The following is a 13713-nucleotide window of genomic DNA, read 5'->3' as shown; positions in this document are numbered from 1 at the left end:
GGCTACACACCTACAATCACCACCGCGGACACACCGCGCTGAAAGGCCAACCACCCGCCAGCCGCGTCCCCAACCTCACGGGTCAGTACAGCTAGCGGGGCGTACAGATCGACGCCGTTGCCGTCGGGGTCGTGCAGGGACGCGTACCGCTGGCCCCAGTCGGCGTTCCACGGCTTGAGCTCACCGTGGAAACCCTCGCCCACCAGCTGTTCGTACACCGCGTCGACCTCGGCCGGGCTGTCGCAGCGCAGCGCGAGCGCGGTGCGGCTGCCGCCGGCCGGTGCCCGCCATCCGGGGTGGAAGGAGCGGACCGTCTCCTCGGTGTCCAGCATCAGCCGCACCCCGCCCGGCAGTTCGGCCTCCGCGTGCGGCTGCGACTCGGCCCCCTCGGGGAACGGAAACCCGAGCCGCCGGTAGAAGGCGACAGAAGCGATCATGTCGGAGGCCACCAGACCGATGGCGTCGAATCGTGGAGTCATGCCCCCACCGTAGGCAGCGCCTCGACGCCCGGTCTTGAAGGAATCGGACACACCGGCCGGGGGCGATGCGGAGGGGACGGATCTGGCTGGGGTCGTCACCACCGGGCCGGGGCCGCCGCCACCGCCACGGCCGGTTCGGGCGGGCTGATCTCCCAAGTGACCGCGGGCGCCGGACAGCGTGGCGACGCCGAAGGGGCGCGGGCTCATCGGCTCCGGCTGTTCCGGGTCCGGGCCGATGATCTCCGGACAGGTGGTGTCGCCCGGAACCGGACGCCTTCGGGCGGGTGCTCCCGAGACCGGCCTACGCTCGGACCATGGCTCCCCGACTCCTCGTCCACACCCGCACCACCGCCTACCGCCACGACTCCATCCCGGCCGCCGTCGACGCCCTCCGTGCCCTGGGAGGCTTCGAGGTGGACGCGAGTGAGGACCCGGCGGCCCTGGAGCAACCTCTGGACCGGTACGCCGCCGTCGTCTTCCTCTCCACCAGCGGTGAGATCCTCACCCCGGCGGGGCGCGAGCGGCTGGCCGCTCACGTGGAGTCGGGCGGCGGATTCGTCGGGGTGCACGCGGCCGCCTGCACCGAGTACACCTGGCCCTACTACGGCGAGCTGCTGGGCGCCCGGTTCGACAGGCACCCCGCGTTCCAGCCCGGCAGGGTCCGCGTCGAGGACCGCGACCACCCGGCCACCCATCACCTCCCCGCGGTATGGGAGTTCACCGACGAGTGGTACGACTTCCGGACCAACCCCCGAGGGTCCGTACGGGTGTTGGCGTGCGCCGACGAGTCCTCGTACGAAGGCGGCGGCATGGGCGCCGACCATCCGCTGGTCTGGTGCCGGGAACAGGGCGCGGGCCGGGTCTTCTACACCGCGCTCGGGCATGCCGCCGAAGTGTACGCGGACCCGGACTTCCGGGCCCATCTGCTCGGCGGGATCACCTGGGCGGCACGCCTGGGGCGGAGCGGGGCCTGAGCCCGTCCCGTCCCGTCCCGGCAGGTCCCCGTACGGCCCGCGCTCCCGGACCGCACCGCCGTACCCGGCACGGACCGTCCCCGGCCGGTCCGGGGACGGCGGCAGCCCTCGCCGTGCGCACCCCGGCACTGTGAGGCTGTGCCGTGTTCGAGCGGAGCGAACCGCCCCAGGGGGAACCACGGGGGGAACCACGGCGGTTCGGAAAGGGAGACTTCCATGAGCATGCGCAAGCGGGCCGTCGCGACGGTGACCGCCGCGTTGCTGGGCGCCGGGACACTCGGCCTCGCCGTGGCGCCGGCGGCCGACGCGGACTCGTACCACGGCATCGACGGCAACGGCGTGGTCAGCGACGACTGGCAGGACGAGGAGGACCTGAGCGTCGACGACCACACCAACAGCAACGCCACGGCCCTGTGGCAGTCCGTCCTGTACGCGGACGGCGCCAAGTGGCAGGACGAGGACGGGGACTGGCACAACTACTCCAGGAACCAGATCGACGGTGCCTTCGGCGCGCGGACCGAGTCGGCCACCCAGTGGTGGCAGGAGCGCTATGGCCTCACGGAGAACGACGGCGTGGTCACCGACCAGAGCTGGGAGTTCGCCCAGCAGTGGCTCCACGGCCCCTTCTCGGGCGGCCAGGTCCGCTACCACGGCGACAAGCGGGACGTCGACTTCAAGCGGATCAGCGGCAAGTACCGGGTGAAGCTCAAGGGCACCGGCCCCTGGCGGAACGCGTACTACGACCAGGTCGGCTGACCCCGGCCGGCGCGGGAGCGGGCGGCCGCACGGTCACCCGCGCCCCGACGGCCACGCCCACAGCACCCCTGCCACCAGCAGCACGATGACGGCGAACGCGACCAGCGCCGCCGTACGCCACCACCGGTACTCGAGACCGGCCGGAACCGCCACCGCCACCTCCGGCACCACCGCGGTCACCAGCGTGCCGTACGGCCACACCGGGTCGGCCAGGTCCCACAGCGCCAGCAGCCGCGCCTGGTCCGCGCCCGCCACCCGGCACAGCGCCTGCACCGCACCCCGCGGCGGCTGCTTGGCCCCGCTGAGATACCGCTGCCAGGACGACTTGCTGTAAGCGGTGCGCCGGGCCAGCTCGGCGAGGCTCAGATCCGTACGGTCCTTGAGGTGCCGCAGTTGCTCGACGAGATGCCGCGCCTCCCTCGGAAGCGAGTCCGGCAGCGGCCGCCAGCGCGTCATGGTCGTCCCCCAAGTGCTCGCCGCCACCCGGCAGGGGCAGCGGCCCCCCTCCCCGCCGCATCGTTCGACGCCCGTTTGCCCCGGCCAGTTCCCCTCGCCCGCGGATGACCGAAGCTGAACGAATCCGGCGGTGGGTAGCCCCTGCGGCCGGTCGACGTTCAGTCGCGCGGCGGGGCCGTGCTGGCCCGCTCCACCAGCCGCGTCGACAGCTCGGTCCGGGTGCTCTCCGGCCGGTCGCCCTCCACCATGCGCACCAGCAGCCGCAGGGCCGTCGCCGCCATCTCCGACAGGGGCTGACGGACCGTGGTGAGGGCCGGAGTGGTCCAGCGGGCCTCGGGGAGGTCGTCGAAACCCACCACGCTGATGTCGTCGGGGACGCGCAGGCCGCGTCCGGCCAGGGCCCCGTACACGCCGAGGGCCATGTGGTCGGAGCAGACGAAGACCGCGGTGGGCGGTTCGGGCAGATCGAGGAGTTCCAGCGTGCGGCGGCGGGCCGTGCTCTCGTCGAACCCGGCGTGGCGGACGTACTCGGGACGCTGCCGTATCCCCGCCGCGGCGAGCGCGGAACGGTAGCCCGCCACGCGCGCGCTGCTGCACATCCTGCGCTGGTGACCGGCGACGACCGCGATGCGCTCATGGCCGAGCGCCAGTAGATGCTCGGTCGCGGTCACCCCGCCCTGCCAGTTCGCCGCACCCACCGAGACCACGCCCGGCGGCGGCTCCAGATCCGGGTCGATCAGAACGTACGGGATGCGCTGCTGGTCCAGCCAGCCGTACTGCGACGACGTCAGCTCGGCCAGGTTGAACAGCACCCCCGAGGAGCCGCGGGCGGTGAGCTTGTCCATCCAGCCGCGATCCGGGCGCCCCGCCCGGTTCCGGGGCAGGCCGGCCGAGACCACCACCTCCAGGCCCGCGTCGTGGGCGGCCGCCTCCACCCCGTGCAGCACCGCCCCCGACCAGGAGGTCTCCAGCGAGTGCACGACGAGGTCGACGAGGCTCGACGACTTCGCCGCGTCGAACCTCGGTCTGCGGACGTACCCGAGCCGGTCCAGTGCCTCGGTGACCCGGCGGCGGGTCTCGGGAGCCACGTCCTCGCGGCCGTTGACCACCTTGGAGGCGGTCGGCACCGAGACGCCCGCCTCTCGGGCCACGACCGCCAGCGTGGGACCGGCCGCCACGCTCGCACTCCCCGTGCGGACCATCGGGAACCACCTCTCCGGCCCGCCCGAGGGCCATGAAAGTTTCGACCAGCGCGGAAATAGTAAGCGCTTCCTACCCTAGGTTCGCCCGATGAAGTCGGGAAGTGGTCGTGCTTGGCGGTTATTCAGGTCCTCCTGACTTTCGAAACGTCGAACGCGTACACACAGATGACGGCGGCCTCGAGGCCGCCGTCATCTGTGTGCCTGCCGGTGTCTCAGTCGCGGATGAAGCTTCTCTCCCGCGAGTTGGCCCGAGATGCTCTCGGCAGCTGCACGGATGAGTTCATCCGGCGCATTCACGGCACCCCCATGTACGCCGAGTAGCGGCCGAACCATGCTCTGCCCCGGAATACGGAGCCGACATGTGGTGCTCTGTTGTTCATGGTGCAGTAGTGCGGTGAGGAGGCTGAGGATGACACGAGTCCAGTCGGACCCCGTGGTCAGCACGCCGTACGGGCACGTGCGCGGCCGGTACGAGGACGGCGTCGCGGTCTTCCGGGGCATCCCGTACGCGGCCCCGCCCTTCGGCCCCCGCCGCTTCCGGCCGCCGCAGCCGCCCGAGCCCTGGGACGGTGTCCGCGACACGGTCGACTTCGGGCCGACGGCGCCGAAACCGCCCTACTCCGACGCCTTCGCGCAGTACCTCTCCGACCCGTCCGTGCCCGGCGACGACTGCCTCAACCTCAACGTGTGGACCCCCGAGCCCGGCCCCGGCGCCCGGCTCCCGGTCCTGGTGTGGCTGCACGGCGGCGCCCTGACCAGGGGATCCTCCGCGGTGCCGGTGTACGACGGGCTTTCCTTCGCCCGGTACGGCGTCGTGTTCGTCTCGGTCAACTACCGCCTCGGCGTCGAGGGCTACGGCCTCTTCCCGGACGCTCCCGCCAACGCCGGCCTGCGCGACCAGCTCGCCGCGCTCACGTGGGTCCACGAGTCGATCCGTGCCTTCGGCGGCGACCCCGGGCGGGTGACGCTGGCCGGGCAGTCGGCCGGCGCGATCAGTACCGGCGCCCTGCTGGCCGCCCCGCAGGCCCAGGGGCTGGTGCGGCGTGCGGTCCTGCAGAGCGGGCCGCCCGAGGTGGGCGACCGCGACAAGGTACGGCGGATGGTGCGCCGGATGGCCACCCGGCTGAAGGTTTCCGCGACCGCGGCGGCCTTCGCCGACATCGACCGTGACCTGCTGCTGCGCACCCAGGCCGAGGTGGGCCGGCTCAGCAGCCCGGTCCTCGGCGGTCCCGCCTTCGGGATCGTGGTCGACGGCGACCTCGTGCCCCGTGATCCGCTGGAGGCGCTGACCGACCCGGGTGCCGGCGTCGCGAAGGACGTCGAGCTGATGCTGGGCTGGACCAGCGAGGAGTACCGCCTGTGGCTCGTCCCCGGCGGCCTCCTGGAGCGCGTCGAACGGCTCGGCCCCGTCGCCCTCGCCGGTGCCATGGCCCGCTGCCACTGCGGCTCCGAGGTGGTCCGCGGCTACCGCGCCCTGCACCCCGACGCCGGCACCGCCGAGACCGTCGGCCAGATGGTCACCGACCATCTGCTCCGGATACCGCTGCACCGCCTCGCCGAGGCCCGCCCGGGCACGTCGTACGTCTACGAGTTCGCGTGGCCCTCCCACCTGCTGCACCTCGGCGCCTGCCACGGCCTGGAACTGGGCTTCGTCTTCGACACCGGCGACACCCCCGAGTCCGCCAAGCTCGCGGGCGAGGGCACCCCGACCGAACTCGCCGACGCCATGCACGGGGCATGGGTGCGCTTCGCCGCCGACGGCGACCCCGGCTGGCAGCCCTGGGACGGCACCCACCCCGTGCAGATCTTCGGCAAGGGCGACCCCTACGTCGCGTCCGGCCCTCGGGACGGCGATTTCGCGGTGTGGACGGCGGACCCGACGACCGAGGAGACGGCGCCCGTGTCGGAACCGGCGGAGGGCTGGCCGGCACGGACGGCGGAACTGCGCTCGGTCGTACGACGGCTGCGGCGCTCGGGGCTCGCGCGGCGGCACTGAGGGCGGGCCGCCCGGGCCTCAGCTGCCGGTCGCCCCGACCGAGTCCCGGGCCATCACGTGAATGCACAGCAGGAGGTACTCGGCGGGGTCCTCCGGGACGTGCACGGTGGTCAGAAGCATCTACCGGGCGCCGCGAGCCGGTCCTGCACACCTCCCGCGAGGTCCCGGCTGCCGAAGACCGGATCGTCGACACAGCACGCCCTCTGGTGATCCCCGCCCCGCACGACGACCGGTTCGACGACGACGGCCGCCTGCGCCGCCGGCTCGACATGACGGTCAAGGCTCCGTTCCGCCGCGAGCGCGCAGCCGGACGACGGCCCTCCGGCAGGCCAGGTGGCCGACGGCCGGACCAGGCCCTGAAGCAGAGCTGACCCCGGGCGCGGCACACCGGGCCGGCCCCGGCGATCGCTCGGGGCCGCCACTCGCAGGTTGTCAGCCGGACGCGATGCTTTCGGGGTCGTCCGCCGGGGTGCCGACGCGGAGCCACCGATAGCCGTACGGGGGCAGGTCGACGTGGAACAGGCCGTCCTCACCTGCCTTGAGACCGGTGTGTCCCTCGTCGAGCAGGTCCGTCAGCCGTCCGCCGCATCCGGCCTCGGCCAGTTCCAGCCGTACGGCGTGAGGCCGGTCCGCGAAGTTGTGGACGGCCAGCACGGTGCCGTCGCCGGCGCGGCAGACGTGCGCCAGGACCGCGTCCTCTCCCGTGTTCAGCAAGCGGTAGTCGCCCCACGCCAGTTCGGGGGCCTCGCGGTAGCGCTCGATGAACAGACGCATGCGGCTCAGCAGGGAAGCAGGATCGCGGCTCTGCTCGTACACGTTGATCTTCTGGGGGCCGAACGCTCCGTCCACCAGCGGATTGGGGAAGGCGTCCGGCTCGGCGGTGGAGAACCCGGCGCCCTTCTCCGGGGTCCACTGCATCGGGGTGCGTACGGCCTGGCGTCCCTCCGCGGCCAGGTTCTCGCCCATGCCGAGTTCCTCGCCGTAGAAGAGCACGGGGGTGCCCGGCAGGGTGAACAGCAGGCTGTAGGCCAGTTCGACGCGGCGTCGGTCGCCGTCGACCATGGGCGGGAGCCTGCGCCGCAGCCCTCGGTCGTACAGCTGCATGTCCTTCTCCGGGCCGAAGGACGCGAACACCTCGGCCCGTTCGTCGTCGCCGAGTTTGTCGAGGGTGAGTTCGTCGTGGTTGCGCACGAACATGGCCCAGTGGGCGTCGCGCGGCGCCGCGGGGCGGTCGCGCAGTGCGGCGGCCAGCGGCCTGGCGTCGTGGCGTGCCATCGACAGGTACATCTGCTGCATCGCGACGAAGTCGAAACACATGGTGAGTTCGTCGCCGCGGTCCGAGGAGGGGTCGCCGAAAAAGCGCGTGGTGCCGTCGTAGGGCAGGTTGACCTCGCCGAGCAGGACCGACTCGCCGTTGCGGCGGCCGAGGAAGGCACGCAGGTCGGCGAGGTACTCGTGCGGGTCGGGCAGTTCCCCCGCGTCGCTCTGTCCGTCGGTCTCCAGCAGGAAGGGCACGGCGTCGACCCGGAAGCCGGACAGGCCGAGCTGGGTCCAGAAGCCCATGATGCGGGCTATCTCGTCACGGACCTCGGGGTGGGCGACGTTGAGGTCGGGCTGCTGCTTGTAGAAGCGGTGCAGGTAGTACTGGCCGCTGCCCTCGTCGTACTCCCACAGGCTGTCCTCCGCGTCGGGGAAGACCACGCCCTGGGGGCCGTCCTCCGGTGGCTCGTCCTTCCAGACGTACCAGTCGCGGTGGGCGGAGTCCCGGCTGGAGCGGGCGTCCTGGAACCAGGGGTGCTCCTCGGAGGTGTGGTTGACGACGAGATCGGCGATCACGCGGATGCCGCGGTCGCGCGCGGTGCGGACGAACTCGGCGAAGTCGCCGAGGGTGCCCAGGCGCGGGTCCACGCCGTAGAAGTCGGTGATGTCGTAGCCGTCGTCGCGCTCCCGCGTGGGGTAGAAGGGCATCAGCCACACGCAGGTCACGCCGAGGCGCACCAGGTGGTCGATGCGCTGGGTGAGCCCCGCGAAGTCTCCGACGCCGTCGCCGTTGCCGTCCTGGTACGTCTCGACGTCCAGGCAGTACACCACCGCGTTCTTCCACCACAGGTCGGACGTGCGGGTCAGACGCATCGGTACTCCTTCGCCGTGGCGGGGATCGGGCGGGTCACGTCGAGTCGCGGCAGTACCTCGGCGCCGAACGCGTCGATGAACGCGGTCTGTTCCCGGCCCACATGGTGCAGCATCACCGCGTCGAACCCCAGGTCGGCGTACTCCTGGAGCCGGGCGGCGTGCCGGCCGAGGTCGGAGGAGACGTCGACCGTGCGCGCCACCTGCTCGGGGGTGACGTGCTCGCTGACGACATCGAACAGTTCCGCGGAGTCGAGGTCCCAACTGACCGGTGGGGCGTGCACGTTGGTCCGCCACTGGTCGTGCGCGAGGGCGAGCGCCTCTGCCTCGTCGGGCGCCCAACTCAGGTGCACCTGGAGGTGGAGGGGTCCACGGCCGCCCGCCTCACGGTACGCGCCGATGATCTCGCGCAGGCGTTCGCGCGGGGCGTTGACCGTGATCAGTCCGTCCGCCCACTCGGCGCACCAGGCCGCGGTGGCAGTGCTGCACGCGGCTCCTATCAGCGGCGGTTCCTCGGGCGGCAGCGTCCACAGCCGGGCCCGGTCCACGGTCACCAGCCCGTCGTGGCTGACCTCCTCGCCCCGCAGCAACGCCCGGATGACGTCGACGCACTCCCGCAGGCGCGCGGAACGGATGTCCTTGCGGGGCCAGCCCGCGCCGGTGATGTGTTCGTTGGAGGCCTCTCCGGTGCCGAGCGCGGTCCAGAACCGGCCCGGGTTCATGGACGCGAGGGTGGCGATCGCCTGGGCGACGACGGCGGGATGGTAGCGCTGGCCGGGCGCGTTCACCACACCGAACGGCACCTGGTCGGTGGCCTGGAGAGCGGCTCCGAGCCATGACCAGGCGAAGCCGGACTCCCCCTGACGCACGCTCCACGGCGAGAAGTGGTCCGAGCACATGGCGGCGGTGAAGCCCGCCTGCTCCGCGCGTACCACGGCGTCGAGCAGATCCGCGGGCGGGATCTGCTCGTGCGAGGCGTGTAATCCGTAGACAGTCATGGCAAGCGACTACCCGCCGGACGGTCACTCAGCGGGTGCCGACTCCCGGGTCTCGGCGCCGCTGGAACTCCTGCGCCGCACGATGCGTGTGGTGGAGTCGAGGGGCGGGGGGAGGGGCTTCGGGAGGTGTCCTCGGAGGACGTCCACGGGGGGCGGCCCTCGACGCCGACGGCTTCGTGTCCGGCCGAGCGCCGCCGCGGGTCCGCAGGTCCGGAGGTCAGGCGCTGGCGTGGCGACGCACGGCCGGCCTCCGTGGAGCGGCGTGCTGGGCGGGCCGGTCGGCGTTCTCGGACCGGTGCTGCCGCAGCCACAGGGTTGTCGCGGACAGCAGGCCGGCGAAGACGACCAAGAGGAGTACGGGCACCCACATCTGCCGACTGCCGAAGTTCTGCCGGCCTCCCCAGGCGGCGGTCGCCGCCCAGAGGAGAGTGCCCAGCGCGTAGAAGGCTCGGATGCGGCGCATCTGCCGTACCGCGCGCTGGAGCTTGGAGTGATCGTTCTTCGGTGCCATGCGGGCCGTGTACCCCCGATCTCTCCTCTCGATCAGCCCGAGTGGACTTGTCGCAGCGGGCAGTGGACGACGACCTCGGGCCGGTTCGTCCTTGACGGCCGTCACCCCTTGCAAAGGCCCCGGAGCCGACCACATGTCTTCGGCCCCCGGCGCTGTGCGCCGGGGGCCGAAGGTCGGTCATGCGCGTCAGCGCTCCGTCGTACCGCTGTCCCGGTAGGAGCGACGGGCCGCGTCGGCGGCCTTGTCGGTCTGGGCGTCGTACTTGTTCCCGGTCCGCTCGTCGACCACGCGCTCAGCGCGCGTCACGCCCTTGTCGGCCTGGTCCGGGTGGCCCTTCGCCATTGCCTTGGCCTTGTTCGCCATGTCGCCCAGCTTGCCCATGGGATACCTCCCGCGATAGCGCGTGCTCGTACCCGGGGGCGAGTACCCGGTGGAGCCGGGGCAAATCATCCCGAACGGACCGGCGGGCAAACCACGCGGACGGACATGCTGCTCGTGGACGAGCAGCGGCCCGAGCAGCCCATCCTGCCGGCCGGCGACGGCAATCCCCTCGACGCCTGGCGGCCGGCCGCGGTACGCGGGGAACCCCGCGAGCAACCACGACGAATGCAACAGCGCCGGACAACAGCCCCCGGGGCGAAAACGCGCACCGTTCCCGCTAACGCACCGCTCCCGCAATCCCCGAGATCGCCTCAGGGCCCACCCGGCAGCATCCCCCGATCAGCCGTGCGCCCGACTCCCTCCACCCCATGACCTCGTCCGACGTGAACGAGGACCGTCCCTCCCAGCGGCGCGCCCCCGCGTTCCAGGACTCCCCGCTGTTGGGGTAGACCACGACCGGCTTGCCGGTGACCCGCGCGGCCGTCTCGATCGCGTGGTCCACGTCCTCCGGCACACAGCAGTTGACGCCGACCGCGATGACCTCGTCCGCGTCGGCGGCCAGGGCGAACGCCTCCTCCAGGGGCTGGCCCGCCCGGGTGCGGTCGCCGGCGACGGAGTAGGAGAGCCAGGCCGGGACACCGAGGCCACGGATCGCACCGAGCAGCGCCTGCGCCTCGTCGCTGTCGGGGATCGTCTCCAGGGCCAGGACGTCGGGCCCGGCCGCCGCGAGCACCTCGAGGCGGGGCCGGTGGAAGGCCTCCAGCTCGGCCACGCTCAGGCCGTAGCGCCCCCGGTACTCCGAGCCGTCCGCGAGCATCGCGCCGTACGGCCCGACCGAGGCCGCCACGTACAGCGGCCGCCGGACCCCCTTCGCCCGGGCCTGCCGCGTTGCCTCCCGCGCCAGCTCGACGCTCAGGGCGAGCAGTTCCGCCGCTCGCTCACGCTCGATCCCGCGCTTGGCGAACCCCTCGAAGGTGGCCTGGTAGCTGGACGTGATCGCCACGTCCGCACCCGCCTCGTAGTACGCGAGATGCGCCTCGGTGATCGCCTCGGGCCGCTCCGCGAGCAGCCGCGCCGACCACAGTCCGTCGCTCAGGTCGTGCCCGGCGGACTCGAGCTGGTTGGACATGCCGCCGTCGAGCACGACCGGGCCGGCCGCGAGGGCCTCGGCGAAGGGGCGGGTGAGGGCGTCGGGGACTTCCGGGGTGTCGCTGGTCATGCCTCGACGCTAACCGAAGGGCCGGAAGACGGCCGCGGCTGTCCGGTCCGCGAACACCGGGACCAGCATGCGGGACCACGCTCACCCGCATGCCGGACCTGGACACCGGCCTCGTGGCGGCCGAAGCGGCGGAGAGCTTCGGCGCCGTCCCTGTCCCCGCCCCAGGCACGGGCCGGGTTCCCGCGTGGAGCGGACAGCGGCGCTCAAGGGCCTCACCCGGACCCAGGACATCACCGGACCGTGGGCGGCTGCCCGGGGAGACCCGGCACGGGAACTACGGTCGAGGAAGCAGGGCGGCCGAGCACAGGTCGATCGACGGCCTCCAGGAGCGGCCGGCTTTTCCCGCCCCGCCCCGGCACCGATCACTGCGCCGCGTGGCGTCCGCCCCGGTGTTGCCTGCCCTGCCTTCTCACCGTCGGTGGGATCACCAGGCCGACCAGCAGCCCCACCGCCAGGAGGTAAGGCCACCAGCCCAGCCCCTCGGCCACCTCGGCCGTGGTGTGGGGTGCCACGGCCGCTGCCCTCGGCGTCGTGGCGGAGCGGACGCTCGGGGACGCGGTTGCCGAGACGGCGGTCAGTACGACGTCGTTGCCGTCGCCGCCCCGATAGGTGATCCGGTACGTCGTGTCGGCGAGCTTGAGCCGCGTGCCCTCCTTCAGCCCCTTGAAGGCACCCTTGGTCTTCGACGTGCCCTTGTTGTCCAGCACGGTGATCCTGCGCGCCGGGTCGGTCCCGGCCGCCGAGAAGTCGAGCTCACCGGCGAGCCGTACCGGGCCCGTCACCTTCAACGGACCCCCTCGCAGGACCAGTTCACCCTTCGCGCTCTGCGTGTAACCGCCGTTGACCGTGAGGCCGCCCGTCACCACACCCTCGTTGGTGACCGCGCCCTTCACCGTGCCCTTGCCGGACAGCGAGGAGACCACGCGAAGGCCGGCCGAGCCCGCGTCCAGCCGTGCGGCCGTCGAGCTGAGCCGGATTCCCTTGCTGTGAGCGAGAGTTGCTCCGGACCGCAGGGCGAGCGTCCCCTTCGCGACCGTCGTCGTCCCCGAGTACGTCACCGCCCTTCCGGTCAGTGTCGTGGTCGCCCTGCCCGCCTGGGTGAGGGAGCCGCTGCCGCTGATCCGGGGCAGGGTGAGGGACTTGGCCGCGTTGTCGAGCACGAGCGAGCCGTCGTTCACGACCTGGTAGTGGGCGCCCCCGGTGTAGAGGCCGCCGTCGCCGCCGGACCTGCCGTTCCCGAGCCGGAGCACGGCACCCTTCTCGACGGTCGTGGAGCCGTCGTAGTACTGGACGGCTGCGAAGGTGACGTCATTGCCCTTCGTTCCCTTGATGACGATGTCACCCGCGCCGGGCGCGGACAGGGTGTCGTGGAAGCGGCCGCCGCCGATGGGGGCGCCCAGGGTGACCGGCCCGTTGTAGTCGAAGGCCAGGAGTGAACGGGAGCGTGCGGCCAGCAGGTTGATGTAGACCGTCTGTGCCGTGCCCGGCATGAAGATCCTGTGGGTCGTCCCGTCGCCCCACTGCACGTTCGCACCCTTGATGTTGGTGCCGCGCTTGTTGACGTTCTTGGTGGCCGGCGTCCAGTTCAGGGCGGGGTCGCTGAGCGAGGGGTCGGTGTCGCCGCCCTGGTTCGACCAGCTGTACTGGCCCGTGAGGATCACCTTGCCGCCCGGCCGGGACTGGACGTTGATGTCGCTGCCGTACTCGCGCTGGTAGAAGTCCATCCGCTGGGTGACGGTCTGCCCCAGCGGGGTGTCCACGGTCCAGGTGCCCTGGTTGAGCACCTTGCGGAGGTTCGGCAGCTCGGTCGCGTACTCGGGCCGCCCGGCGTTGGCCTGCGTGCCGTTGTCGATGACCCCCGCGAACGGACCGGACGTCAGGTCCCAGGTGCCCCAGAGGAAGCGCGGCTGGGTGATCAGGCCGGAGCCGCTGACGGTGCCCAGGTTGTAGGCGCTCTTCAGGGACAGCCGCAGGGTGCCGTCGACCCGGATGTTGTCCTGGTTCAGCCGGAACGCCGGTGTGTTGTACGGGAAGTGGCCGATCAGGCCGGTCGTCCCCCCGTTGCCGTACTGGAGGGTCGCCCCGCGCTCGACCGTGACCGCGGGCGGATCCGGGCGGGTCGTGGTGACGTACGGGTGATTGCCGCCCAGTGTCCGTACGGACTGCCGTTGGCGGGACCCCGGCAGCGTGAAGTCGCTGTCCTTGGTGAGGACCAGCGTCCCGTTGCCGCGCACGGTGAGCGTGCCCTGGCCGCGGAAGACCCCGTCGTACGTCGTCGTCCCCGGCGGCACGGTGACGACCGTGTCGCCGGTCAGGGTGACGTCCCGGTCCGCGAGGACGTCGGCGGTGGCGTCCCGGGGGCCGGCGGCCAGAGCCGGGGGAGCCCAGGCCAGGAGGGTGACGAGGACGCCCACGGTCGCTGCTGTCTGGTGGATTTGGCTGCGCACATGATCGGAGACGCGCGGAGGTCGGGCCGATAACAGAAATCTGGAAGGCAGAAAGCGCCTTCTTCTGATCGCGTCCGACCCGTTGACCTCATGGTTCCCCAGCCGTACCTTTCGGCTGTTCGCAATAACAACAGATGTTCTCAATATCGAACATCGCTCTCAGG

Annotated in this window: 12 protein-coding genes and 1 pseudogene; 4 read left to right on the top strand and 9 right to left on the bottom strand. The window is 71.9% G+C overall.

The window, feature by feature from the left end; all coding sequences use genetic code 11:
- Nucleotides 1-92: 92 nt before the first annotated feature.
- Nucleotides 93-479, bottom strand: a pseudogene (locus ACIRP7_RS29900) (VOC family protein); the annotation flags it as partial.
- Nucleotides 480-793: 314 nt separating this feature from the next.
- Between ACIRP7_RS29900 and ACIRP7_RS29895 the strand changes: the two are divergent.
- Together ACIRP7_RS29895 and ACIRP7_RS29890 are read left to right on the top strand one after the other, a co-directional pair.
- Nucleotides 794-1453, top strand: a complete 660-nt coding sequence (locus ACIRP7_RS29895; protein WP_403665494.1) for a ThuA domain-containing protein — start codon at nucleotides 794-796, stop codon at nucleotides 1451-1453.
- A gap of 216 nt (nucleotides 1454-1669) precedes the next feature.
- The gene (locus ACIRP7_RS29890) at nucleotides 1670-2209 is read left to right on the top strand and encodes a peptidoglycan-binding protein (protein WP_403665492.1); all 540 of its coding nucleotides are present in this window, start codon (nucleotides 1670-1672) and stop codon (nucleotides 2207-2209) included.
- 33 nt (nucleotides 2210-2242) lie between these two features.
- On the opposite strand, the gene ACIRP7_RS29885 is transcribed toward ACIRP7_RS29890, so the two are convergent.
- Nucleotides 2243-2665 (bottom strand): helix-turn-helix domain-containing protein, encoded by a 423-nt coding sequence (locus ACIRP7_RS29885; RefSeq protein ID WP_403665490.1) that lies wholly within the window; start codon nucleotides 2663-2665, stop codon nucleotides 2243-2245.
- A 158-nt stretch (nucleotides 2666-2823) separates the two neighbouring features.
- Complete coding sequence (locus ACIRP7_RS29880; RefSeq protein WP_403665488.1) at nucleotides 2824-3867, bottom strand: LacI family DNA-binding transcriptional regulator; 1044 nt, start codon at nucleotides 3865-3867, stop codon at nucleotides 2824-2826.
- Between the two features lie 409 nt (nucleotides 3868-4276).
- Between ACIRP7_RS29880 and ACIRP7_RS29875 the strand changes: the two genes are divergently transcribed.
- On the top strand, nucleotides 4277-5863 hold the full coding sequence (locus tag ACIRP7_RS29875; RefSeq protein ID WP_403665486.1) for a carboxylesterase/lipase family protein: 1587 nt from the start codon (nucleotides 4277-4279) through the stop codon (nucleotides 5861-5863).
- A 206-nt stretch (nucleotides 5864-6069) separates the two neighbouring features.
- On the top strand, nucleotides 6070-6234 hold the full coding sequence (locus tag ACIRP7_RS29870) for a hypothetical protein (protein ID WP_403665484.1): 165 nt from the start codon (nucleotides 6070-6072) through the stop codon (nucleotides 6232-6234).
- 61 nt (nucleotides 6235-6295) lie between these two features.
- On the opposite strand, the gene ACIRP7_RS29865 is transcribed toward ACIRP7_RS29870, so the two are convergent.
- The 6 genes from ACIRP7_RS29865 to ACIRP7_RS29840 form a co-directional block, all read right to left on the bottom strand.
- Nucleotides 6296-7996 carry an alpha-amylase family protein gene (locus ACIRP7_RS29865; RefSeq protein WP_403665482.1) on the bottom strand — a complete coding sequence of 567 codons (1701 nt, stop codon included), beginning with the start codon at nucleotides 7994-7996 and terminating at the stop codon, nucleotides 6296-6298.
- Nucleotides 7987-8991, bottom strand: coding sequence for a TIGR03885 family FMN-dependent LLM class oxidoreductase (locus ACIRP7_RS29860; protein ID WP_403665480.1), 1005 nt, complete (start codon nucleotides 8989-8991; stop codon nucleotides 7987-7989). Before ACIRP7_RS29860 ends, ACIRP7_RS29865 begins: the two co-directional genes overlap by 10 nt.
- Nucleotides 8992-9208: 217 nt before the next feature.
- Nucleotides 9209-9502 carry a hypothetical protein gene (locus ACIRP7_RS29855; RefSeq protein ID WP_403665478.1) on the bottom strand — a complete coding sequence of 98 codons (294 nt, stop codon included), beginning with the start codon at nucleotides 9500-9502 and terminating at the stop codon, nucleotides 9209-9211.
- A 186-nt stretch (nucleotides 9503-9688) separates the two neighbouring features.
- A complete protein-coding gene (locus ACIRP7_RS29850; RefSeq protein ID WP_403665476.1) occupies nucleotides 9689-9883 on the bottom strand; it encodes an antitoxin in 195 nt (64 codons plus the stop codon).
- Between the two features lie 277 nt (nucleotides 9884-10160).
- Nucleotides 10161-11102, bottom strand: coding sequence for a homocysteine S-methyltransferase (gene mmuM / locus ACIRP7_RS29845; protein WP_403665474.1), 942 nt, complete (start codon nucleotides 11100-11102; stop codon nucleotides 10161-10163).
- Between the two features lie 362 nt (nucleotides 11103-11464).
- Nucleotides 11465-13549: an autotransporter gene (locus ACIRP7_RS29840; RefSeq protein ID WP_403665472.1), complete on the bottom strand. Its 2085-nt coding sequence runs from the start codon at nucleotides 13547-13549 to the stop codon at nucleotides 11465-11467.
- Between the last annotated feature and the right edge of the window lie 164 nt (nucleotides 13550-13713).

This window comes from Streptomyces sp. NPDC102270, assembly GCF_044766405.1.
Lineage (GTDB): Bacteria > Actinomycetota > Actinomycetes > Streptomycetales > Streptomycetaceae > Streptomyces.
Note: the sequence above shows the minus strand (reverse complement) of the source record. Positions and strands in the feature narration are given on the sequence as shown.